23 protein-coding genes, 1 pseudogene and 1 riboswitch are annotated in these 21,188 nt (G+C 70.1%); of the genes and pseudogenes, 8 read left to right on the top strand and 16 right to left on the bottom strand.

What is annotated here, in order from left to right; genetic code table 11:
* The first annotated feature begins 77 nt into the window (after positions 1–77).
* Positions 78–1,238, top strand: a complete 1,161-nt coding sequence (locus FH610_RS32480) for a glycoside hydrolase family 68 protein (protein WP_139579044.1) — start codon at positions 78–80, stop codon at positions 1,236–1,238.
* Positions 1,235–2,263, top strand: coding sequence for an alpha/beta hydrolase (locus FH610_RS32475; RefSeq protein WP_240809334.1), 1,029 nt, complete (start codon positions 1,235–1,237; stop codon positions 2,261–2,263). Before FH610_RS32480 ends, FH610_RS32475 begins: the two co-directional genes overlap by 4 nt.
* Here FH610_RS32475 and lgt read toward each other — a convergent pair.
* Together lgt and FH610_RS32465 are read right to left on the bottom strand one after the other, a co-directional pair.
* Entirely contained in the window at positions 2,258–3,109 is an 852-nt protein-coding gene (gene lgt / locus FH610_RS32470) for a prolipoprotein diacylglyceryl transferase (RefSeq protein ID WP_139579043.1), read from the bottom strand. The two genes, FH610_RS32475 and lgt, sit on opposite strands and share 6 nt — an antisense overlap.
* 212 nt (positions 3,110–3,321) lie before the next feature.
* Positions 3,322–4,608, bottom strand: a complete 1,287-nt coding sequence (locus FH610_RS32465; RefSeq protein ID WP_139579042.1) for a CE1 family esterase — start codon at positions 4,606–4,608, stop codon at positions 3,322–3,324.
* Positions 4,609–5,335: 727 nt separating this feature from the next.
* Here FH610_RS32465 and FH610_RS45745 point away from each other — a divergent pair.
* Positions 5,336–5,392: pseudogene (locus FH610_RS45745) on the top strand (TetR family transcriptional regulator); the annotation flags it as partial.
* Positions 5,393–5,578: 186 nt separating this feature from the next.
* On the opposite strand, the gene FH610_RS32455 reads toward FH610_RS45745, so the two are convergent.
* Positions 5,579–5,977 carry a VOC family protein gene (locus FH610_RS32455; protein WP_139579041.1) on the bottom strand — a complete coding sequence of 133 codons (399 nt, stop codon included), beginning with the start codon at positions 5,975–5,977 and terminating at the stop codon, positions 5,579–5,581.
* Between the two features lie 94 nt (positions 5,978–6,071).
* Between FH610_RS32455 and FH610_RS32450 the strand changes: the two genes are divergently transcribed.
* Positions 6,072–7,088, top strand: a complete 1,017-nt coding sequence (locus tag FH610_RS32450; RefSeq protein ID WP_139579040.1) for a helix-turn-helix transcriptional regulator — start codon at positions 6,072–6,074, stop codon at positions 7,086–7,088.
* Between the two features lie 46 nt (positions 7,089–7,134).
* Here the strand turns inward: FH610_RS32450 and FH610_RS32445 are convergent, their stop codons facing one another.
* The 4 genes from FH610_RS32445 to FH610_RS32430 are packed head-to-tail and all read right to left on the bottom strand — an operon-like array spanning position 7,135 to position 10,447.
* A complete protein-coding gene (locus FH610_RS32445) occupies positions 7,135–8,505 on the bottom strand; it encodes an MFS transporter (RefSeq protein WP_139579039.1) in 1,371 nt (456 codons plus the stop codon).
* Positions 8,502–8,654, bottom strand: coding sequence for a tautomerase family protein (locus FH610_RS32440; protein WP_139579038.1), 153 nt, complete (start codon positions 8,652–8,654; stop codon positions 8,502–8,504). Before FH610_RS32440 ends, FH610_RS32445 begins: the two co-directional genes overlap by 4 nt.
* Positions 8,655–8,713: 59 nt before the next feature.
* The gene (locus tag FH610_RS32435) at positions 8,714–9,631 is read right to left on the bottom strand and encodes a LysR family transcriptional regulator (protein ID WP_139579037.1); all 918 of its coding nucleotides are present in this window, start codon (positions 9,629–9,631) and stop codon (positions 8,714–8,716) included.
* 39 nt (positions 9,632–9,670) lie between these two features.
* A complete protein-coding gene (locus FH610_RS32430; protein ID WP_139579036.1) occupies positions 9,671–10,447 on the bottom strand; it encodes an alpha/beta fold hydrolase in 777 nt (258 codons plus the stop codon).
* A gap of 61 nt (positions 10,448–10,508) precedes the next feature.
* Here FH610_RS32430 and FH610_RS32425 point away from each other — a divergent pair, with 61 nt between their 5' ends.
* The gene (locus FH610_RS32425) at positions 10,509–10,925 is read left to right on the top strand and encodes a MarR family winged helix-turn-helix transcriptional regulator (protein ID WP_139579035.1); all 417 of its coding nucleotides are present in this window, start codon (positions 10,509–10,511) and stop codon (positions 10,923–10,925) included.
* A gap of 91 nt (positions 10,926–11,016) precedes the next feature.
* On the opposite strand, the gene FH610_RS32420 is transcribed toward FH610_RS32425, so the two are convergent.
* Positions 11,017–11,466, bottom strand: coding sequence for a C40 family peptidase (locus FH610_RS32420; protein ID WP_139579034.1), 450 nt, complete (start codon positions 11,464–11,466; stop codon positions 11,017–11,019).
* Between the two features lie 208 nt (positions 11,467–11,674).
* Positions 11,675–11,832, bottom strand: a riboswitch (cyclic di-AMP (ydaO/yuaA leader).
* Positions 11,833–12,186: 354 nt separating this feature from the next.
* Positions 12,187–12,627: a MarR family winged helix-turn-helix transcriptional regulator gene (locus tag FH610_RS32415; RefSeq protein WP_205826224.1), complete on the bottom strand. Its 441-nt coding sequence runs from the start codon at positions 12,625–12,627 to the stop codon at positions 12,187–12,189.
* Between the two features lie 58 nt (positions 12,628–12,685).
* On the opposite strand from FH610_RS32415, the gene FH610_RS32410 reads away from it, so the two are divergent.
* Positions 12,686–13,228: an isochorismatase family protein gene (locus tag FH610_RS32410; RefSeq protein ID WP_205826223.1), complete on the top strand. Its 543-nt coding sequence runs from the start codon at positions 12,686–12,688 to the stop codon at positions 13,226–13,228.
* Between the two features lie 41 nt (positions 13,229–13,269).
* On the opposite strand, the gene FH610_RS32405 is transcribed toward FH610_RS32410, so the two are convergent.
* The 3 genes from FH610_RS32405 to FH610_RS32395 all read right to left on the bottom strand — a co-directional run bounded on the left by FH610_RS32405 (position 13,270) and on the right by FH610_RS32395 (position 16,705).
* Positions 13,270–14,361: a hypothetical protein gene (locus FH610_RS32405; protein WP_139579032.1), complete on the bottom strand. Its 1,092-nt coding sequence runs from the start codon at positions 14,359–14,361 to the stop codon at positions 13,270–13,272.
* A gap of 80 nt (positions 14,362–14,441) precedes the next feature.
* A complete protein-coding gene (locus FH610_RS32400; RefSeq protein WP_139579031.1) occupies positions 14,442–15,356 on the bottom strand; it encodes a WD40 repeat domain-containing protein in 915 nt (304 codons plus the stop codon).
* Between the two features lie 140 nt (positions 15,357–15,496).
* A complete protein-coding gene (locus FH610_RS32395) occupies positions 15,497–16,705 on the bottom strand; it encodes an FAD-dependent monooxygenase (RefSeq protein WP_139579030.1) in 1,209 nt (402 codons plus the stop codon).
* Positions 16,706–16,788: 83 nt separating this feature from the next.
* Between FH610_RS32395 and FH610_RS32390 the strand changes: the two genes are divergently transcribed.
* The gene (locus FH610_RS32390; RefSeq protein ID WP_139579029.1) at positions 16,789–17,370 is read left to right on the top strand and encodes a TetR family transcriptional regulator; all 582 of its coding nucleotides are present in this window, start codon (positions 16,789–16,791) and stop codon (positions 17,368–17,370) included.
* Between the two features lie 83 nt (positions 17,371–17,453).
* Here FH610_RS32390 and FH610_RS32385 read toward each other — a convergent pair whose 3' ends face one another.
* Positions 17,454–18,443, bottom strand: coding sequence for a pirin family protein (locus FH610_RS32385; RefSeq protein WP_139579028.1), 990 nt, complete (start codon positions 18,441–18,443; stop codon positions 17,454–17,456).
* 146 nt (positions 18,444–18,589) lie between these two features.
* Here FH610_RS32385 and FH610_RS32380 point away from each other — a divergent pair, with 146 nt between their 5' ends.
* Positions 18,590–19,234 carry an HNH endonuclease family protein gene (locus FH610_RS32380; protein ID WP_240809333.1) on the top strand — a complete coding sequence of 215 codons (645 nt, stop codon included), beginning with the start codon at positions 18,590–18,592 and terminating at the stop codon, positions 19,232–19,234.
* 50 nt (positions 19,235–19,284) lie between these two features.
* On the opposite strand, the gene FH610_RS32375 is transcribed toward FH610_RS32380, so the two are convergent.
* Genes FH610_RS32375 through FH610_RS32365 form a run of 3 tightly spaced genes read right to left on the bottom strand, consistent with a single transcriptional unit; the run spans position 19,285 to position 21,118 of the window.
* Positions 19,285–19,911, bottom strand: coding sequence for a GOLPH3/VPS74 family protein (locus tag FH610_RS32375; RefSeq protein ID WP_139579026.1), 627 nt, complete (start codon positions 19,909–19,911; stop codon positions 19,285–19,287).
* A gap of 15 nt (positions 19,912–19,926) precedes the next feature.
* Complete coding sequence (locus FH610_RS32370; protein ID WP_139579025.1) at positions 19,927–20,169, bottom strand: type II toxin-antitoxin system antitoxin; 243 nt, start codon at positions 20,167–20,169, stop codon at positions 19,927–19,929.
* 22 nt (positions 20,170–20,191) lie between these two features.
* Positions 20,192–21,118, bottom strand: a complete 927-nt coding sequence (locus FH610_RS32365) for an SPFH domain-containing protein (RefSeq protein WP_139579024.1) — start codon at positions 21,116–21,118, stop codon at positions 20,192–20,194.
* Positions 21,119–21,188 lie beyond the last annotated feature (70 nt).

Genomic DNA, 21,188 nt, shown 5'->3' with positions numbered 1-21,188 from the left:
GGCACGCCCGGACCGGAGACCCGGTCCGGCGCGTACGAGGCGCTCGCCGGAGGACGGCGACGTGACGGGGGGACCGCGTGAACGGCGAGCCCGCACGCTGGACGCGGCGGCACCTCGCCGCGCCGGTGGGTGACGCGGCGACGACGGCACCGGTCATGGGCCTTCAGGCGCCGCCGCGCGTGCTGCCCCACGACGACGTCTGGGATCTGTGGCCGATTCAGGAGGAGGACGGCTCGACGTCCGTGGTGCGGGGCCGCGAGCTGTGGATGGCGCTTTCCGCACCCGCCCTCGGCCACCCCGAGGAGCGTCACGACCGCGCCCGCCTCCGGCTGCTCGCCAGGGACGGCGACGGCTGGACCGACCTCGGCCACGCCTTCGCCGACGGAGCCTCGCCGGGCAGCCGCGAGTGGTCGGGATCGGCGGTCCGCAGACCGGACGGCACGGTGTCGGTGTTCTACACGGCCGCGGGCCGGCGAGGGGAGGCCCGGCCGACGTTCGCCCAGACCGTCGTCGAGGCCCGCGCCCGGCTGGTGACCGATGACGGCCGGATCCTGCTGGACCAGGCCGCCGAGCACCGGGAGGTCCTCCGCTCGGACGGCGTGACGTACCTGCCGGCCGACGAGGTCGAGGGAGGGCCCGGGCGGATCAGGGCCTTCCGCGATCCGGGTTGGTTCCGCGACCCCGCCGACGGGCGTGAGTACCTGCTCGTCGCCGCGTCCGTCGCGGCGTCCGCCGACGCGGACCACGCCTTCATGGGCGCGGTGGCCCTCGCCGCCGCGACACCGGGCGGCTGGTCGCTGCGGCAGCCTCTCCTCGTGGCCGACGGAGTCAACCACGAGATCGAACGGCCGCACATCGTGGTGCACCGGTCGTCGTACTACCTCTTCTTCTGCACGCATCGTCACTCGTTCCACCCGCTGGGAAGCGCGCCCACAGGGCTCTACGGCTTCGTCGCCCCCAGCCTCACCGGGCCGTACACGCCGCTCAACGGCTCGGGGCTCGTGCTGCGCAACCCCGCGGAGGAGCCCGACCAGGCGTACGCCTGGCTGGTCCTGCCCGACCTGAAGGTCGTGAGCTTCCTCAACTACCGCTCCACCGGAGGGCCGGACCCGTGGACGGCCGAGCCCGCGGAGGCGAGGGCCGCCTTCGGCGGGACGATCGCGCCCGTTCTCGAACTCACCCTGCACGAGGACGCCACCTCTGAGGTCGTTCCCGTGTCGACGGGAGCAGGGCGTTGAGCACGTCGCGCGGCGCGGCGGCGGGAGTGCTCGGGGCGGCCACCGTCGCGGCCTCGGTGGCGGCCTCGGCGGCGCGTCGTCACCACACACTGTCTGCCGTCGCGCCGGAGCTGAGGACACCGGCGCTGTGGCTGCCGCGCCCGATTATCGGCAAGCTGAGCCTGACCCTCGCCCGGCGGCGCTCGCGCCGCACGACGGACCCGGTCGCGGGAGTGGCGGTCACGCGGCACGACGTCCCCGGCGGACAGGACGCCTTCGTGTACGAGTCGCCGGGGCCCCGGCGCCCCGGCGGGGCGCTGCTGTGGATCCACGGGGGCGGCACGATTCTCGGCCATCCCGAGAGCGACCACGAACTGTGCAGCCGCATCGCCCGCGACCTGCGGATCGTGGTGGTGAGCGCACGCTACCGGCTCGCTCCGGAGCACCCCTTCCCCGCCGGGTTCGACGACTGCTTCGCCGCGCTGCGCTGGCTGCACGACGCCGCCCCCGCACTCGGCGTGGACGCTGCGCGCGTCGCGGTGGGCGGAGCGAGCGCCGGCGGCGGGCTGGCGGCCTCGGTCGTGCAGAAGGCGCACGATCACGGGCTTCCGGTGGCGTTCCAGATGCTCCTCTACCCCATGCTGGACGACCGTACGGCACTGGTGCGCGACCATCGGGGACGCGGCAGGATCGGATGGACGCCGCGCTCCAACACCTACGCCTGGAGCTGCTATCTCGGTCGCGGGCCGCGCGTCGCCGAACCCCGCCCCTACGCCGCGGCGGGCCGCCGGGAGGATCTCCGCGGCCTACCGCCCGCGTGGATCGGCGTCGGCGACCTCGACCTGTTCTACTCGGAGAACCTGCGCTACGCCGAACGGCTGAGGGCGGCCGGCGTGCCGGTCGACCTCGTCGTCGAGCCCGGCATGTACCACGGCGCCGACTTCGACCACCACGCGACCGTGCCCTCCATGCGCGCGTTCCGCCAGGGCATGCTCGACGCTCTGGCCGCAGGGCTCACGGTCGGCCCGGCGACCGGGCGGTCATGAGGGAGCAGCGGCATCAGTGCGTTCAGCCGGGCGCTCGGCAGCGCCGCGGCGAGTCGCCCAGAGATAGACCAGCGCGCCGATGAACAGCACGATCGAGGTCCACTGGTTGATCCGCAGCCCCAGGAGCGTCACCGCGTGGTCCACTCCGCCCACCGGGTCGATCCGCAGCCCTTCGATCCAGAACCGCCCGAACGTGTAGCCGGCGACGTAGAGGGCGAACAGGCGGCCGTGGCGCAGCGTGAACCGCCTGCCGGCCAGGATCAGACCGAAACCGAGCGCCGCGTCCCACAGCGACTCGTACAGGAACGTCGGGTGGTAGAGCACCCCCGGCTCGCCGCCGTGCGCCTGGTCGATCTCCAGGCCCCACGGCAACGTGGTCGGACTGCCGTACAGCTCCTGGTTGAACCAGTTGCCCCAGCGGGCGATCGCCTGCCCGAACGCGATGCCGGGCGCGACCGTGTCGGCCACGGCGGCCAGAGACATCCCCCGGCGGCGGCAGGCCAGCCACACGCCCACGCCTCCCAGGGCGACCGCGCCCCAGATGCTGAGCCCGCCTTCCCAGATGAACAGCGCCCGGTAGGGCTCCTTGACCGCGCGGGGACCGAAGTAGGTCTGCCAGTCGGTGATGACGTGGTAGAGGCGAGCACCGATCAGGCCGAAGATCACTGCGGGGACCGCGATGTCGCTGATCGCGCCCTTCTCGCCGCCGTGGGCGCGCCAGCGGCGCTCGCTGAGCCAGGTGCCGAAGACGATCGCGACGATGAAGCACAATGCGTAGGCCCGGATCGGGATGAATCCGAGATACCAGACCCCTTGGGAAGGGCTGGGCATCGAGGCAAGGGGCATGCCGGTGAGGCTAGTCAACGTGAGGCCACTCGGCCGCCCTCGTGACCCGATCGCAAAGTGGCAGGGGGCGGAGCCCCCTGCGGCTCTTCCTTCTGATGCTTGGCGAACTGGACCGCGGTAAGGGACGGCTTGCCCCGGTTGCGGGTCTTGTACGCCGGAAAGGGCCCGGGGGTGGAGCCCGGTCGGGCGCCACCCCCGGTCATCCTTGTCGATCAGGCGACGGTGCAGGGGCTTCCGTTGAGGGTGAACGCGGTGGGCTTGGCGGCGTTGCCGGTGTGGGTGGCCTGGAAGCCGATATCAGTGGAGGCTCCAGGGGCCAGCGAGCCGTTGTAGCTGACGTTCTTCGCGGTGACCTGTCCGCTGGTGGGGGAGTAGGTGGCGTTCCATCCGTTGGTGATGGTCTGTCCGCTGGGGAGGGTGAAGACCAGCGACCAGCCGTTGACGGCCGAGGAGCCGGTGTTGGTGATGGTGAAGTTCTCGGTCAGGCCGTTGTTCCAGGCGTTGACGGTGGCGCTGACGCGGCAGGCGCCCGATCCGGCGCTGGGCGACGGCGACGGCGACGGAGAAGGCGACGCCGACGGGGACGACGACGGGGACGCGGAGGGCGACGACGACGGGGAGGGAGAAGGAGAAGGAGACGTCGTCGACTGGAACTGGGTGAAGAACCTCCACACCTCTCCCGAGGTCCAGGTCCTGGCACCGCTGGTCGAGGTGGACCCGTCGTTCGGGGAGGGGGTGTGGTCCCCGTCGAACGCGGCCCAGACGACCGGGTATCCGGCCCGGCACCCCGAGTAGGTGGTGGTGATGTGCGTCAGGCTCCCCTGTGTGGGCTCTCGCGGGGTCATGGGGGTGCAGCCGTTGTTCGTGACGAACCTGTCACGTAGCGACCGTCCGTTGGAGATGTTGAGCACCGAGTCGTGGATGCCGTGAATTCCCATGTAGGCGACGGGCTGAGTGCCGCCGTTGCACCCGCTGAGCTGCGCGCCGGAGTAGACCGCGACCGCACGGAAGATCGTCGGACGGGCACACGCGACCGCGAAGCTCATCGCGCCGCCGTAGCTCCACCCCATGGCGAAGCGCTGCGTCGTGTCGACACAGAGATCGCCCTCGACCAGCTTCAGCACGTCGTCGGTGAAGGTCAGGTCTTCACCGTTGGTGTTGCCCCAGCCGTTGTTGATGCCCTGGGGCGCGATGAAGATCGTGCTGTTGTTCGAGAGCTGCTTGAGTCCGTAGTAGGCCCAGACGGCTCCGTCCGATCCGCCCGAGTCGACGATCTGGGCGGTGCCGTTCAACCAGTGGTACGCGAAGATCAACCGGTAGGGGTGGCTGTTGTCGTAGTTGTCGGGAATCCTCAGGATCCAGCTGCGATTCTTGCCGCTGGTCGTGATCGTCTGCGAACCGCTTCTCAGCGTCGGGGCCTTGCCGCATCCGGCGGTCGCCGCCGCGACGGCGCTGGCCGAGGACGGCGTGGTCGCACCGAGGCTGTCGCTCAGTGCCATGCGTCCCGTACTCAGGACGAGAAGCGCGGCGGCCGCGATAGCGGTAAAGATGGATCTCTGTCTCAACTTAACGCAACTCCCTTTGCCGTTCGAAAATCGACATACGTCGATAGGGAAGCAAGTGGTTTTTCCTTTATCCGGTGGGGCGCCCGCAGTCGGCATGTGCATGCCGGCCGAGCGGCCTCCCCGGACGGATTCGAACGCTAAGTGAGCCCACCGTCAGTCGACCCGGAGGAGCGCGGCGGCCGACCATCGTCGGCGTGCGCGTGCTCGCCCTTTTCCCTGCCGTGAAGAGCAAGGTGAGTTCAGAGGTCCGTCAGCGTTGGCATGGCGCCGGCCGCCTTCTCTCCTCGGCGGTCCTGATGGAGAACGGGGCGGAATCTCGAAATGCGCCTTCCGACCTGGTGAATACCAGATAGAAGGCCGCTTGTACCGGGCTCTGCCGATTCCGGCAAATTCCGCCCGGCATTGAGCCGACGACATGTTAGCGCTAACAGCGACGGGGGCGACCAAGTGCTCCTCTCTGCCGGGCGACTGGAGGTGGTGGTGAGGCGGAGCAAATATGAAGTCATGAGATCTGTCAAGGATCTCGCGTTCTCATCGAGAGCCCCTCGCCTCTGACCGTCCATTCCTTCGGTTCTGAACAGGGAAGAAGCCGCCGCTGCCATTGGCGCGGCGATGAAAATTACATGGTCGATGACTTTGCGCCGCCGGTGACGCGAGTGCCGGTTTGGGTGTCGGCACCCTCTATCGGCACTTCGCCGACAAGCAAGCGCTACTCGCGGCGATCACCGCCGCCGGTTCGAGGCGATGGCCACCCTCGCCCGCGCCGGTCGCCTTCGTGACGACTTCCGCGCCGATGACTTCGTCCTCAGGACCCGGGGCGGCGCGGGGACGGCCACGCGCCGCGATCGGGTGGAGACGGTCTGGGGAAAGAGCGCGGGCGTCTGCCGGGGCGATAACGGTGTCGTCAGCGGGCGAACTTCTCGATGGCGGCCGGGCTGACAGGGGTGAAGAAGTTGACGAGGTTGCCGTCGGGGTCACGCAACAGGAGCGACCGATTGCCCCAAGGCATCGTGGTGGGCTCCTTGACGAAGTCCTCGACGAAGCCGGACAGGTTCTGATGCACGCCGTCCACGTCGTCGACGAGGAACTCGATGATCACGCTGCGGTTGCCGGCCGGCCGGGCGGCGCCGGGGGCGAAGAGCGTGACGGTGCGGGTGCTGCCGATCGCGAGGGTGGCGGAGGCCGTCCTGAGCTCGGCGAAGTCCTCGCTGAACCGGCTGGCCTCCACCCCCGTGGCTCGCTCGTAGAAGTCCACGAGGCGCGCCACGTCGTCCGTGATGATGCGGATCGATACGAAGTCCATGGTGATCTCCCTGGGTCGTTGGGTCGTTCTCCGATGGCACACTAGGGCGGATACCGGACAGAAACCGCCCAGTATTGTCACTAGGTTGTGTGACGTGGCTCGACCTACTCATCGCGTTCTCACGCTGCTGGAGCTCCTGCAGTCGGGTGGCATTCGGACGATGGCCGAGCTCGCCGACCGGCTCGGCGTCGACGAGCGCACGGTGCGGCGTTACGTGGACCACCTGGTCGACCTCGACGTGCCCGTCGAGTCGGTGCGCGGCCGCTACGGGGGGTATCGGCTCGCCCCCGGATATCGCATGCCTCCGCTCATGCTGAGCGACGACGAAGCGCTCGCCGTGCTGCTCGGCCTGGTCGCCGGTCGCCGGGCAGGGTTGACGACGACGACGGACACGGCGAGTGAGACGGCGGCGGCCAAGATCCGGCGGGTCCTGCCCGAGCGGCTCGCCCACAGGCTCGGCACCGTGCTCGAATCCCTCGCCTTCACGGCTCCGCCCGGCGAGTTCGCCGCCCCGGACACCGCGGTCCTGCTCTCCGTCGCCGATGCGGTGCGCCATCGCCGGCCGATCTCGGTCAGGTACACCGCCGCAGACGGCCGGCGCAGCGAACGCACGCTGCATCCTTACGGACTCGTCGCTCATTCGGGCCGGTGGTACGTCACCGGTGCGGATCCCGCGATCGGCGAGGATCGAACCTTCCGGCTGGATCGCATCGCGGACGCGAGGACCCTGCCCGGTTCGTTCGAGCCGCCCGCCGGGCTCGATCCGGCGCAGCACGTCCTGTCAGGGTTCGCCAAGGCTCGGTATCGGCACGAAGTGGTCCTGCGGATCCAGGGGACGGTCGAGCAGATCCGCGTCCGGCTTCCCGCCGGCGTCGCGACCGTGGAGGAGTCCCCGTCCGAGGAAGGCGCGGATCCCGAGACCGAGGGCTGGCTCCGCGTCGAGTTGCGAGCGGAGCGGCTCGACTGGTTGCCTCCGGTGCTCGCGTCGCTCGACCGGCCGTTCGTCATCGAGCGACCGGACGAGCTCCGCGGCCTTGTCGCCGCGCTCGCGGACCGGCTCGCGGCCTCCGCCCGCAGGGTCCCGCCCGCGCCGGGCACAGTCGTCGCCTGAAGCGCAGCCCTACCTGCCGGCGGTGCCCTCCCAAGGCGTCGTACGGCTACCGCGGATTCGGCGTGAGTCGCGCGCGGAGGTGGCCCGGTGCTGCACGTCGCGGTAGCCGATTCAGGGAGACCACCGCGACCGTGAGCGCCGCGAACGCGGCGAGCACGATCCCCGTGGTCGAAAGTGCGCTCAACGTGCCGAAGACGGCCACGCCGATCGCGGTTCCCGCCTGGCGCGCCGCGTTCAGCGCCCCCTGCCCGGTCGCCGCCAGCTCGAGCGGTACGGCCGCGGACATGTCGGCGATGCACGCGGGGATCGCGAGCGGGCTGCCGGCGCCGATGAGAACCTGCACCGCGACGATCGCCCAGGTCGAGGTGCTTCCCATGGTCAGCAGCAGGCCGCCCAGCAGATCCAGGACCAACCCCGCGAGCATCACGGGGCGGGCGCCGAAGCGGACGACCAGCCGACCGGTGACCATCGGTATGAAGATCACAGGCACCGTCATCGGGAGGAAGGACAGCCCGGCCCGGAGCGGGGAGACGTCACGCACCATCCACTGGGTGAGGGTGAACAGCAGGCCGTAGAAGACGAGCTGGGAGACCACCGCGACGGCCAGGTCCGTGCGCACCCTGGCGAGCGCCGTCAGGGCGGGCGGGAGGACGGGCGCTCGGGTTCGCCGCTGAACCACGGAGAAGACCCCGAACGCGACCGCCGCGGCCGTCAGCGCGCCGAGAGGCAGTGGCCGAACCCAGCCCGATGTCCCCGCGTCCACCAGTCCGAACGTCAGCGCGGTGAGCCCGGCGACGGAAAGGAGCAGCCCGGCCAGGTCGAGTGGTCGTGGCGTACCCCCGCGATGGTCGCTCAGCCCACCGGAGGCCAGCAGGGTGAGCACCGCCACCGGCAGGTTCACCAGGAACACCAGCCGCCAGCCTCCGGCCGCCACCAGCGCACCGCCCAGAACCGGACCGCCCACGATGCCCAGTCCGCTGATCGACACGAGCGCGCCGATCTTCCTGGACCGGTGGTCGGGGTCCGGATACAGGGCGGCGAGCAGTGCCATCGAGGCCGGCACCAGCCCGGCCGCCGGCGCGCCGAGCAGCGCCCGGCCCGCGATCAGCACGCCCGCACTCGGCGCCGCGGCACAGACCAGTGAGGCGAGGGCGAAGCCGGCAAGCGCCACCCGGTAGACGCGGCGCGGCCCGAAGCGGTCGGCGATCGAGCCGGACGCGAGCAGCAGACCGGCCAGCACGACGGTGTACGCGTCCACGGTCCAGGGCAGCGACGCCGCGGAGGCATGCAGTTCCCGTCGCATGTCGGGCAGGGCCACATTGAGGACCGACGCATCCAGCCCGATCATGAAGCTGCCCGCCGCGATTCCCGCGAACTTGGTCCCCGCGTGCGGCCGCGCCGGCGGGAGAACCGTCATCGCCGATTCTCCGCCGGGGTCGGCCGGTCCGCCTGGACCGTGTCGGCCGGGATGTCGTACGTGTGCACGAAGGCGTCCGTGATCCGGGCGACCAGCTCTCGCCTGGATTCGGCGTCTCGTGGACCCTGCTGAATGGTGACAACTGGCATGACCCCAGTTCACGACGGAAGCACCCGCTCGAACGAGAAGCACTTCGCGCACGCCACGATCACGATTCGCGATCGTCGCGCACCACCGCCCGGCACGCCTCCACCAGCGGGCGCGCCCGCGTGGTCCCGCCTACGGCGAGCACTGTCGGAAGGGACAACGGGTAGGGCGAGCGCACGGGAAGGAACGCGACCCGCCCGCCTCGGAGTTGCCCGGCCGCCGCGGCGTAGATCACTGTCCATCCGTCGATCCCCGCGCCCAGGGCGGCCAGCGTGTCCTGCAGCGAGCTGTGCGGAGGCCCGGGAACGGGCTCGAATCCGGCGTCCCTGCATGCCTCGCGCACCAGAGCGACCAGCGGCGGATTGACCTCGCGGCCGACCAGGTACAGGGGTAGCCCGGCCAGCTCGGCCAGGTCGATCCCCGCGGACGGCACGTCCGCGACGGGATCGCCCGCCGCCTCGGCAGGCGGGTGATGGGCGGGAAGGGCGACCAGCAGCGGGTCCTGCCAGACAGGGATCAGCCGCACGCCGTCTGGCGCGGTGACGACGCCGCGGACGAAGGCGGCGTCCAACCGGCCGTCGGCGACTCGCCGCAGCCGTTCTTCCGGTGAGGCCGACAGCAGCTCCACCCGCGTCCCCGCGACCAGCCGTTCGAGTACCCGCTCGAGCCGCTGCCCCATGCCCCTGCTGGTGCCGACACGCAGCACGGTCTCCCGGCCGTCCGTGAAACGCTCGATCGTGGTCAGCGCCCGGCGTTCGGCGTCCAGCACCTCGCGTGCGGCGGGCAGGAACGCTTCACCCGCCTCCGTCAGCCGCACATGCCGCGGCGACCGGTCGAACAGCTCGACCCTCAGCTCACGCTCGAGCCGTGCGACCTGCTGGCTGACCGCCGACTGGACGATCATCAGCCGCTCGGCCGCACGTCCGAAGTGAAGCTCCTCGGCGACCGCGACGAAGTATTTGAGTTGCCGGAGTTCCATGATGCGCAGCGTAGGTGCGGCTTCGAGGTGCGCCGCCGCTCACCGGGCCGCGGCTGCCCGCAGATAGTCGTCGATCGCGGTGAAGGCGGCTGCCGGCTGTTCGATGTGCGGCAGATGGCCGGCCTCCGGAATCACCTCCAGCCGGCCGTTTCCGAAGGCGTCGGCGTAGGCGGCACCGTAAGCGGGGGTGACGATCCCGTCGCTTTCCCCCCACAGCAGGAGAGCGGGTACGTCGACGTGTCGCAGCCGGCGGAGCAGTTTGGGGTCGTGCATGTAGGGGTCGCCGGCCAGCGTGCGCATGGTGGCCATGTCGGCTGCCCGGCGCGCGAGTTGGTCGGCGGGAACGTCGGCCGGATCGGCGTAGAAGCGCTGCGAGTCGTGCCAGGCGTACTCGGCGACGCCGCGGGCGTCGAGGGAGAAGAAGTCGCGGATCGGCTGGCCGGGGATGTGCACGCCGACGGCGTCGATCAGCACCAGTCCGGTGATGATCCCCGCGGTGTCGCGTACGGCCATCTCGGCGGCGGTCCAGCCGCCGAGGGAGGAGCCGACGACGAGGACGTCGCGCAGTCCGAGCCGATGCAGGTAGTGCAGGTAGGCCAGGGCGAGGTCGTCTATGCCGGTGAGCCATGAGGGGCGGTGGGTGCCGTCCCAGCCGGGGTGCACCGGCGTGATGGTGTGCGTCGTCCGGCGAAGGTGCTGGGCGAGGCCGGCGACGGTTGCGGGGCCGCCGCCGCCGTGCAGGATCAGGGCCGGTCTGCCGGTTCCGGCCTGCGAAACCGTGAGGGACAGGTCGTCGTAGAGCGGGATGGTGTTCATGGGCCCAGCATAACTAAGGATGTTTATTTAAACTACCTTAGTCTCGTACTAGACTCATGCCGTGCATGGCGATCTGCAAGAACTCGGACGAGCGGTGAAGCAGGCCCAGTATCGGCAGCACCGGGCCCTGGAGAGCGGGCTCTCGGCGATCGGCGCGACGCTGGCCCAGTGGGACGCGCTCCGGGCGATGAGCCGTTCTCCCGGCGCGTCGGCCCGGGAGCTGGCCGCGGCGACCTTCCAGACCGAGCAGGCCTTCGGAACCCTCGCCGGGCGGCTGGTGGCCCAGGGGTGGATCGAGCGCCGGCCCGGGCGCGGCCGGCGCATCGAGCACCATCTCACCCCTTCCGGGGAGCGAGTCCTGGAAGCCGGGCACAAGGTCGCCGACGAGGTGCTCGCCAGGTGTTACATCCCGTTGTCGGACGGGGACCGCGAGACCCTGCTGGCCCTGCTCCAGCGCCTCATCGCGAAGGACGCGTAGTCTCCGGCTCCTGGTCGGCCCTCGGCGGAGATGCCCCGGACGGCGGCACGCCTCGGGGCATCTCCGGCGAGGATGTCTTCACGGCCCAGGGTCAGACGCCGGGGCGTACGGCGGCGAGGAAGCTGCTCCTCCAGTAACCGTTGAGCTTGTCGACGCTGACCACCGCGCCGCTGTGGGGGGCGCTGATCACCTTCTTGTGCCCCATGTACATGCCCACGTGGCCGCCGCCACTGGTGAAGATGAGGTCGCCGGGCTTGAGATGCGCCAGGGAGACCCTCTTCTTGACGGCGTCGAGCATCGACCACGTCGTGCGCGGCAGCTTGACGCCGGCCTTGCGCCAGGCGAACTGGACCAGCCCCGAGCAGTCGAACGCCCGTGGGCCCGTAGCGCCCCATATGTACGGATCGCCGAGGTGCTTCTTCGCCACCTTGATGGCGTGCTCGGCCTTCTCCTGCTGGCGGGCCGACTTGGTGAGTTTCGTGTTCGCGGAGACATCCGCCGTGGACGCCGCGGGGGCCTCGCCGTTGTACGGGGTGGTCACCGTAGCGGGGGGCTCGGGTGGGATGACCGCCGGGGCCGAGGGCGGGGCTGTCGCCGTCGCCGTCGCCGTTGCCGTTGTCGTCGCCGTCGCGGCGGCCGCGGGGAGTGCGCTCAGTGCTCCTGCGGAGGCGGTGAGCGTCGCGCTACCGAGAGTGACGCAGGCAATGCGGAGCAGAGTGGTGGAGTTGGTGAACAGGGGATCTCTCCCTAGGGTCTTCCGCTTGCGCCTACCGGGTTAGCTGACGGATTCGGGCAGGGAAGTCGCCCTACGGCGCTGGCGCGCCGATTCACCCCAGACCTTCGTCGAAGGTCGATTGGTTCCCCGGTTCCGAGCCTCCTTGCTGCACGGATTCGGCATCACCGGCGCCCAGGGGGGCGGAGAGGACGTGGCGACGGTGACAGTGGATGGTCGTCTCTCGAACACGGCCGGGCCGGGTTCGTAACGACGGCGTCACGTGGACCCCGTCGTAGGGCAAGGAAACTACCAAGTTGCCCCATATTGCTGCAAAGGGCACCAAAAGGGTAAGGATCACCTAAAAAGGATCAAAAGCGCAAAACGGCAGGTCACAGTGGTCGTAAGGGAGAAGATGTGGCGCTCGTCACACTCGTCAAGCGTCACCAGGTCACCGGGTCACCAGGTCACTAGGGCGCGCGCATAGAGGCCGCGAACGGCTCGCAGGGATGACCTGCGCCGGCCGGGCGGCGAGGTGGCGCTGGTCCTCTAGTCGGCGGGCAGGCCGTTGCGGCGGGCCAGCGTGCCCAGAACGATCCGCAGTGCCTCCGTCTCCTCGGGGCTGAGGCCGTCGGTCAGTTCCGTGTCGAGTTCGGCCGCCGCCGCGGTGCACGTGGCCAGCAACTCCCGGCCCTCTTCGGTGAGCGCGAGCGTCTGCCTGCGCCGGTCCATGGGGTCACGTTCCCGCCGTACGGCGCCGAGCTCCTCCAGGCGGTCGGCGAGCGACACCACCAGGCTGGGCGCCACGTTCATCAGCTTGGCGATGTCGAGCTGAGAGGTCGCCGTTCCGGACTCCAGCAGGGCCAGCAGCCCCACGTGCTTGGGCTTGAGTCCGTGGGCGGCCAGGCGTGCCGAGAACCGCTCGGTCATCACGGCCCCCAGTGTGCCGAGCCGGAAGGCCAGCGTGGAGGTCAGCTTGACACCGTTCATGCCTTCAATGCTACCGTCCTCATATAATTCAAGCTATGAATGATTAGGAGTCAGAACGATGTTGAACCCCGCCTCCGTCCACGTGGTGTTCGCCGACCTCCAGGACGGCATCGTCGACGCCGGTGCCACCAACCCGGCCTCTTCCATCCGCCGCGCGGTCAAGGTCCTGAACGGACTCGTCGCAGCCCTCGACATCCCGTTCACCGTCTCGGTCGCGCCTCGCCCGGGCGGCCCCGTGATGATCGAGGAGGTGCCGGACAGCGAGCCGTACGTGCGCACCGGACCGTCCTGCTGGGACGACGCCGCCTGGCGTGAGGCCGTCGTGTCCGCGGGCCGCCCCACCCTGGTGATCTGCGGGGTGACCACCGAGATCGTGGTGCTGCGCACCGCCCTCGACGCGCTCACGCATGGCCTCGACGTGCAGGTCCTGGTGGACGCCTGCGGAGGCATCACCGCCCGCACCGAAGACGCCGCCCTGCGGCAGATCGAGGCCGCGGGCGGCGTGGTGACCTCCGTGGCGGGTTTCGCCGCCGACATGGTGCGCGACTTCACCACGCCCACCGGCCGGCAGGTCATCGCCGCCCTGCACCAGTTGGTGTGACCCGCCGCATCACCGGTTCACGGCGGGGCGACGTCAGGCGGTTACCGCGTACGCCAGAACGTGCCGTTGGCCGAGGGGTCGTCGGGGTCGCCCTGCGGCACGGTGAACCCCGCGCCCCACACCGTCGTCGTCCCGGGCCTGCGCGCGATCGAGAACAGGACGGCGTCGGTGCCGGCCTTCCGGGGGACCGGGGTGCTCCGCCACGCCGAACCCGTGACGTGCCACAGAGTGGAGTTCCAGTTGCCCTGCACGACCCACACGCCGCCCGTGCCGTCGGGCTCCACCTCCGTGTACGGCTGCGCGTTGGCGGCGCCGATCGAGGTGGTCCATGAGCTGCCGTTCCAGCGCATGACCAGCGTGCGGCTGTAGGTCACGTCGTCACCCTCGTCGTCGGCGCCTTCCCAGCTGACGGCGCCGACGGCCCACACGTTGCCGGGGCCCACGACGGCGATGTCGTTGAGGACCGCGGCGGCGTCGGGGGCGGGAAGCTTGACCGCGGGCGTGGGCACCAGCGCCCAGGCCCTTCCGTTCCACCGCATGATCGCGGGACGGTCGCCCTTGGTCCCCGCCGCCCAGACGTCGCCGGCCTTGTACGCGTCGACGGCGGCGGCGCGGGCCGGCATCCGGACGCTCTTCCACGAGGACCCGTTCCAGTGCCTGGCCGAGGCCGAGGAGTCGGCGACCGCCCAGATGTCCTTCGCGCCCGTTCCGTCGGCGTCCGTCGTGGAGAAGCCACTGCCGAGTGAGGCGGTGGTCCACGCGCGGCCGTTCCACCGGGCGGCCTTCCCCGGGCCGAAGACCCATACGTCCCTGTTCGAGGTGGCGGTCACGGCCTTCAGCTCGTACGGCGGGCTGCCGGGGATCACCTTCCACGACCCGCCGTCGAACCACTGGACCAGGCCCCGCTGCCTGCCGTTCACGACCCGGTGACCGGCCGCCCACACCGACCCGTTGCCGAGGACCGTCACGTCGTTGAGGACGTCGTCCCCGGGCAGTGTGTTCACCCTGGTAAGCCGCCACACCGGCGCGATCTCCCCGGCCTGGCGGCCCTGGTGGGTCACGCCTGAGGCCGCCATGGCCGGCAGGCACGCCAGCCCGAGCGCCGTCATGGCCGAGACGAATACGGTACGCACGATGCCTCCCCCTTCCGTTCACCAGTACGACGTCTGACGGAGGGGAGCCGTTCACACGTCGCCGGCGGCGAGGGCCGGACTCACTTCTTCTCCGTCCACGGCTCGTATTCGTCGTCCCCGGGGAGCACCCAGACCTTCGCGTCGGGCCTGACCATCGTTCGCAGCGGCGTCGCCTTGCCGGTCGTCTTCGAGACCCGGTAGACCGCCACCCCCGTCTTGGTCTTCGAGCGGACGACCAGGTGTCCCGCCTTGTCGAAGTCGAGGTCGTCGATGTACTGCCCGCGGGGCAACCCCACGGTCACGGTGCCGCTCGCCTTGCCGGTCCGCAGGTTGAGCAGGCGCAGCTTGCGGAACTTGGGCCACGAACCGACAGTCGCCGCCGCCGTCACGTAGTCGTTCGCCAGGGCGATCGGCGACAGCCGCGTCTTCGCCCGCAGCCGGGTGCGCAGCCCTCGGTCGAACACCGTCACCCGATCCTCCAGCGCCCCTTGCATCAGCAGCCGCTTGCTGTCGGGGCTGAAGCCCGCGAAGCTCCACTGATCCGTCCCCCCGGGCAGCGGCAACGTCCTGCCTTTCCGCAGGTCCACGAGGGCTCCCAGCCCCGGCGCCGAGGTTCCGGTGATCACAAAACTGCCGTCGTCCGACACCGACGGCCACTCCTCGCCGGTCGTGTCCACCGTGATGTTCCGGATCGCTCTTTCCTCGCCGTGCAGAGTCCGCTCGGTGAACCGCCCGTCGGACTTGCGGAAGTAGAAGAAGTGCCGGCCGTCCCCGCTGATGAGGAACGCCGCACGCGCCCCGGCGTTGACCGCGTCGCGAGGCGCCACGGCGAGCGCTTCCGGTACCTTCACCACGTCTCCGTCGGTCAGCACCAGTTCCCAGGTCTGCGTCCGCTGGGCGTACGCGATCGTGACCGGCGTGGCGGCGGCCGCGGGTCGTCCGATCAGGGGAACGGCGGTCAGGAGAAGTGTGGCGAGAGCCGTGCGCAATCTCATGGTGGGTGAGATGCCGGAGAACCCCGAAATGTTGCCGGATCCGAAACGCCGGTCGCCGCCATGGTCTGAGCGGCTGACGAAGGTCTTCGGCGAGGCGTCCTGCTGCGCGTGACAGATCGTGCGGATGACGATGTGTACGGCTACGAAGCCGGCCTTCGGTAATCCCTGATCGTGATCGCGGTCGCGGCCTTGCGGATGGGCTCGGTGACCCGCTCGATCATGCGGTTCTTCCCCGGCAGATGCGGCATCAGCCGCAACATCCACATCTGGAACCGGATCTGCGCCGTGGACTTCAGCACCATGCCCTTGAGGTTGTTCGCGGCGAGCTTCTGGTTCTCCTCCACGAAGTGCCGCATCTCGCGCTCGTAGGCGGCGAACCCCGCGGCGTGGTCTCCCGCCGCCTCCGCGAGGCAGCCCGCGAGAACGTAGGCGCCGACCAGGGCCAGGCTGGTGCCCTGGCCGGACGCGGGTGAGGCCGCGTAGGCGGCGTCGCCCACGAGCGCCACCCGGCCCGACGACCAGCGGTCCATGCGCACCTGACTGATCGAGTCCAGGTAGAAGTCCGGCGCGTCCTCCATGGCGTCGAGGAGGCGCGGAACCTCCCAGCCCTGGCCGGAGAAGAGGTCGGCGAGCAGCTTTTTCTGCTGGGCGGCGTCCCGCCGGTCGTACTCCAGGGGCGGCGAGGAGAAGAGGAACATCGCCTTGGCGTCGTCGCCGCGCCCGGTGCTGTACATCCCGGTGCTTCTGCCCGGTGCCGGATACATCATCTCCGTACGGTCCAGGCGGAGATGGTTCGGCACCGTGAAGATCGAGATGTGGTGCCCGAGGTCGTGGACGAACCGGGACTCCTCGCCGAAGGCCAGCGCGCGCACATTGGAGTGCAGGCCGTCGGCGCCCACCACCAGGTCGAACGTACGCGGAGTGCTGTTCGCGAAGGTGACCTGGACACCTTCGGGGGTCTCCCGCAGGGCGGTGATGGAATCGTCGAAGACGTACTCGACGCCGTCTCCGGTCGCCGCGTGCAGGAGCCGGGTGAGGTCACCGCGCATGATTTCGACGTCGTCGCCCTCGCGGCCGCCGAACAGCTGCGCGCTCATCGTGCCGATCTGCCGGCCGCGCGCGTCGACGAAGCGTGCGACCCGCATGTCCGTGCTGTGCCGCCGCACCTCGTCCAGCAGGCCCATGCGAGCGGCGACCTCGAGTGCCGCCCCACGAATGTCGATCTTGTAGCCGCCGTCCCGCAGCGAGGGCGCGCGTTCGACGACGGTCACCGCGAAGCCGTGCTCGCGGAGCCAGAAAGCCAGCGTCAGGCCGGCGACGCTTCCGCCGGAGATCAGGATGTTCGCCATACCGTGAACTGTACAAGCGTCTCAATCATCCGTCTAGCACAAGTGTCCAAGACATCTGTTCTGACATGGGCTAGGCTCTGGCCATGGGAAACCGGGAAGATCTGCTCGCGGGCGCCAAGCGGTGCCTGATGGAGAAGGGATACTCCGGCACCACCGCGCGTGACATCGCGGCGGCCGCCGGCACGAGCCTCGCCGCCATCGGCTATCACTTCAGATCGACGAAGGCCCTGCTCGACGCGGCCCTCATCGAGGCGATGGAGGAATGGGGAAAGGAGATCGAGCAGACTCTTGCCGCCGACGCGTCACTCGACGGCGCACCCGCGCAGCGATTCGAGGCGACCTGGACGCGGATCATCGAGTCCTTCGTCAGGCTGAGACCGCTGTGGGCCATCCAGTTCGAGCTCATCGCCCAGATGGACCGGCTCCCCGAGTTGCGCGAGGCGTTCGCGACCGCCAACCGGCAGGCGAGGCTGGGCCTGGCGGCGATCTTCGAACATCTGGATCCGGCCGCGGACGAACGCAAGGCGATGGCTGTCGGCGCGTTCTACCAGGCACTGCTCGGCGGGATGGCGGCCCAGTGGCTCGTCGATCCGGAGCAGGCTCCGTCGGCCCGTGACCTCCTCGAAGCCCTGCGCACGATCAGCGCGGGGCTCGGGACGGAGTGACCGGCGGAGATCGTGGCTCTGCCGCTTGAGGCCGGCCGGGCGGCGGGTGGGCGCGCTCCCCGGCCGGCCTTTCTGCGGGCGTGTCAGTCCGTCGCGGTCAAAGGTCCGTCGGCGTGCGGAACCCGCTCGGCGGGGATGACGCCCAGACGGCCCGCCTGGTAGTCCTCCAACGCCTGGACGATCTCGGCACGGGTGTTCATCACGAACGGCCCGTAGTGCACGACCGGCTCGCGGATCGGCTGCCCGCCGAGCAGCAGCACCTCCAGATTGGGCTCTGCCTGGGGCTGGACGGTGTCCGCCGCGAGGGTCAGCGACCCACCCGGGCCGAAGACGGCCAGCTGCCCCTTGCGGACCGGCCGCCGCTCGGCGCCCACGGAGCCCTGCCCGGCCAGGACGTAGGCGAGGGCGTTGAACTCCGGGTTCCACGGCAGGTCGAGCCGCGCACCGGGGCTGACGGTCGCGTGCACCATCGTGATCGGGGTGAACGTGACGCCCGGGCCGGCGTACCCGTCCAGCTCCCCGGCGATCACTCGGAGCAGCGCGCCGCCGTCGGCGGAGGCGAGCAGCGCCGCCTCCCGTCCCTGGATGTCCTGGTAGCGGGGCAGGTGGAACTTGTGCGCGCGAGGAAGGTTCACCCACAGCTGGATGCCGTGGAAGAGCCCGCCCGAGACCACCAGGTGCTCCGGCGGCTTCTCGATGTGCAGCAGGCCGGCCCCGGCGGTCATCCACTGGGTGTCGCCGTTGGTGATGGTGCCGCCGCCTCCGTTGGAGTCCTGGTGCTCGAAGACGCCGTCGACGATGTAGGTGACGGTCTCGAAGCCGCGGTGCGGATGCCACGGGGTCCCCTTCGGCTCGCCGGGGGCGTACTCGACCTCGCCCATCTGGTCCATGTGGATGAACGGGTCCAGCATCGACTGCGGCACTCCGGCGAACGCGCGCCGTACGGGGAAGCCCTCACCCTCGAAGCCGCTGGGCGCGGTCGTCACCGAGCGAACGGGGCGTGGTGCCGCGACGGCGGGATCCGGTGCGGCGACGCGTGGCAGCGTCAGGGTGTCGGCGGTGACAGCGGGCATGGCCGCCCTCCTAATTGAAATTTCAACTTCCTTCGCCTTGAACCACCCGAGATCGCCGGACATTCCCGCCTGCGGATCGTCGTGCGTCCGTCGCATATCGTCACGGCCGATGGGGAAAGACTGGTATGGCTGGAACCATGATCTCCATGAATCGCACCCTTCGAGCCGCCGTACTGTCCCTTGTGGTCCTCCCGATCACCGCTGTCGCGATCGCCCCGCAGGCCGCGGCCGACGCCCGTGGACAGGCCGATGCCGGGGCGACGGCCCGCCGCATGCTGGCGCAGCTGAAGGTCGCCAAGCCGTTGTCGCTTCGCGGTTACAGCCATCGGCGGTTCCAGCCGCGCTGGGCGCACCACAAGGGGGAGTGCGACGCGCGGGAGGTGGTTCTCGTGCGCCAGGGCCGGGGCGTACGGAGGAACGGGGCGTGCCAGGCCGTGAAGGGTGTGTGGCACAGCCCGTACGACGGCAAGATGCTGAAGAGCGTGAAGCAGGTCGACGTCGACCACGTCGTTCCCCTGGCGTACGCCTGGCGTTCCGGCGCCAAGAGATGGAGCCAGGCGAAGCGGCGCGCGTTCGCCAACGACCTCAGCCGTCCCGAGTTGGTCGTGGTGAGCCACTCCGTCAACATGGCCAAAGGAGGCCAGGGACCGCAGAGCTGGCGTCCGCCGCGCCGTGCCTTCTGGTGCCGCTACGCGACCTCATGGATCACCGTGAAGCACCACTACCGGCTCTTGGTGACCCGTGCGGAGAAGGTGGCCCTGCTCAACATGCTCCGCACCTGCGGCAGGTGAACGGGCCCGGTGGTGGCGGCGGCTGGGGGCCGTACGAGTTTGTCCTGAGGTCAGCCGCCGCTCGCGGCGCGGGCCTGCTGGATGACCTTGCGGAGGGCCGGGGCCGCCGGGCCGCCGCGTTCGGACAGCAGGGCGATGCGCTGCTTGTGTGCCCGTCGTCTGGCTCGCGGGAGGATCGTCCCGAGCTCTCCCGCGGCGGCCAGGCCGACAAGGGCGGCCTCCCGGTCCTCGACCCGGGAGACCGGACCGGTGAGAGCGGTGGCGACCCGCGCCGTGAGTTGTTTCACCACACGCGTGTCGCGTACGCGGACGTGGCTCCTGTTGAAGACGAGGAACGGCCGGCGCAGCTCGACCCTGACCCAGCGTCCCGTCTCGAGTTCGTCGCGGACCGCCCGGACCGTCGCGCGGCCGTCCTTGCTGATCCAGTGCCGCCATGGCCGGGGCCCTGACTGGGCGATCTGGTGCAGCAGGCCGTCGAGGACCGGGTCGGCGAGCCGGTCCTCCGACACCACGCGCACCTTGCCGCCGTCGTCGGTGATCCGGCCGGTCAGCAGCAGGTCGGTGAGCGCGGCCGCGCGCAGCAGGTAGGGGAAGCGGTAGTTCGTCACCACCCGCTCCTTGCGCGGGTCGTAGGCCAGCAGGTAGAGCTGAGCCGTCAGGGAGCCGGGGACGTCCACGCGACTGCCCTCCTTTCATTCGACGGGTGGATCGGCGGCGGGAGCCTCCGGAGGCGGGGTCTCCTTCTTGGCCGGCCGGCCGCGCCGGGGGATGCGGCCGGCGTCGCCCGGGAGCCGTCCCGCCTCCGACAGCGCCCGGCGCAGCAGGAACTCGATCTGAGCATTGGTGCTGCGCAGTTCGTCGCCGGCCCAGCGGGCCAGTGCGTCGTGCACCGCGGGGTCCAGCCGCAGCAGGATGCTCTTTCTTTCGGTCGCCACAATCTGCTCGGTCGCCTACAGCTCAGCGGTAGAGGGAGCCGGTGTTCACCACGGGCTGCACGTCGCGGTCGCCGCACAGGACGACGAGCAGGTTGCTGACCATGGTGGCCTTGCGCTCCTCGTCGAGCTCGATCACGTCGTGCTCGTCCAGGCGGGCCAGTGCGGCCTCGACCATGCCGACGGCGCCCTCCACGATCCGCTGGCGGGCCGCGACGACCGCCCCGGCCTGCTGGCGGCGCAGCATCGCCTGTGCGATCTCGGGAGCGTACGCGAGGCGGGTGATGCGCGACTCGATGACCTTGACGCCCGCCGACGCCACCCGGGCCTGGATCTCGGCCGACAGGCGACCGGTGATCTCGTCCGCGTTCTGACGCAGGGACAGCGTGTCGTCGTGCCCGTCGTACGGGTAGCTGCCGGCGATGTGACGCACCGCGGTCTCGGTCTGGAAGGCGACGAACTCCACGAAGTCGTCGACTTCGAAGACGGCCTTCGCCGTGTCCTCGACCTGCCACACCACCACGGCGGCCATCTCGATCGGGTTGCCGTCGGCGTCGTTGACCTTGGTGACGTCGGTCTCGTGGTTGCGGATCCGGGTCGAGACCCGGCGCTTCTGCGTGAAGGGCACCACGAACCGGAGGCCGGGCGTGCGGACCGTGCCCACGTAGCGGCCGAGCAGCTGGATCACCCGCGCCTCACCCGGAGCGACCGCGGTGAGCCCCGTCAGGACGACGAGGGCCACCAGGAAGAGCAGCACCCCGGCGGCGATCAGGGCGACTCCCGGTCCGCCGCTGCCGTCGGCCGCGAGGCCGGCTCCGACCGCGATCAGCGCGGCGGGGCTCAGCAGGCCGATCAGGGCCAGGACCAGCATCGGCCACCCCGAGGCCGCTCGCGCCGTCCGCTCGTGGGTCTGGGGGGCCGGCATGTCGACGGCGATCTGCAGGTCTGTCATGTCTTCTCCTCAGTGTCTAGCACGACACTAGCAAAGTGATATCACTTTTTGCCAGACCCGACCTGGTCGC

Origin of the sequence: Microbispora catharanthi (assembly GCF_006334915.2) — a bacterium.
GTDB lineage: Bacteria > Actinomycetota > Actinomycetes > Streptosporangiales > Streptosporangiaceae > Microbispora > Microbispora catharanthi.
This window is presented reverse-complemented; position numbering and strand designations above follow the sequence as displayed.

Excerpts from the sequence above, each read along its gene's own strand:
- lgt (WP_139579043.1), bottom strand. The coding sequence starts at position 3,109 with ATGCCCCTTGCCTCGATGCCCAGCCCTTCCCAAGGGGTCTGGTATCTC.
- FH610_RS32465 (WP_139579042.1), bottom strand. The coding sequence starts at position 4,608 with ATGGCACTGAGCGACAGCCTCGGTGCGACCACGCCGTCCTCGGCCAGC.
- FH610_RS32455 (WP_139579041.1), bottom strand. The coding sequence starts at position 5,977 with ATGGACTTCGTATCGATCCGCATCATCACGGACGACGTGGCGCGCCTC.
- FH610_RS32445 (WP_139579039.1), bottom strand. The coding sequence starts at position 8,505 with ATGACGGTTCTCCCGCCGGCGCGGCCGCACGCGGGGACCAAGTTCGCG.
- FH610_RS32440 (WP_139579038.1), bottom strand. The coding sequence starts at position 8,654 with ATGCCAGTTGTCACCATTCAGCAGGGTCCACGAGACGCCGAATCCAGG.
- FH610_RS32435 (WP_139579037.1), bottom strand. The coding sequence starts at position 9,631 with ATGGAACTCCGGCAACTCAAATACTTCGTCGCGGTCGCCGAGGAGCTT.
- FH610_RS32430 (WP_139579036.1), bottom strand. The coding sequence starts at position 10,447 with ATGAACACCATCCCGCTCTACGACGACCTGTCCCTCACGGTTTCGCAG.
- FH610_RS32415 (WP_205826224.1), bottom strand. The coding sequence starts at position 12,627 with ATGAACGGTGTCAAGCTGACCTCCACGCTGGCCTTCCGGCTCGGCACA.
- FH610_RS32410 (WP_205826223.1), top strand. The coding sequence starts at position 12,686 with ATGTTGAACCCCGCCTCCGTCCACGTGGTGTTCGCCGACCTCCAGGAC.
- FH610_RS32400 (WP_139579031.1), bottom strand. The coding sequence starts at position 15,356 with ATGAGATTGCGCACGGCTCTCGCCACACTTCTCCTGACCGCCGTTCCC.
- FH610_RS32395 (WP_139579030.1), bottom strand. The coding sequence starts at position 16,705 with ATGGCGAACATCCTGATCTCCGGCGGAAGCGTCGCCGGCCTGACGCTG.
- FH610_RS32390 (WP_139579029.1), top strand. The coding sequence starts at position 16,789 with ATGGGAAACCGGGAAGATCTGCTCGCGGGCGCCAAGCGGTGCCTGATG.
- FH610_RS32385 (WP_139579028.1), bottom strand. The coding sequence starts at position 18,443 with ATGCCCGCTGTCACCGCCGACACCCTGACGCTGCCACGCGTCGCCGCA.
- FH610_RS32380 (WP_240809333.1), top strand. The coding sequence starts at position 18,590 with ATGAATCGCACCCTTCGAGCCGCCGTACTGTCCCTTGTGGTCCTCCCG.
- FH610_RS32365 (WP_139579024.1), bottom strand. The coding sequence starts at position 21,118 with ATGACAGACCTGCAGATCGCCGTCGACATGCCGGCCCCCCAGACCCAC.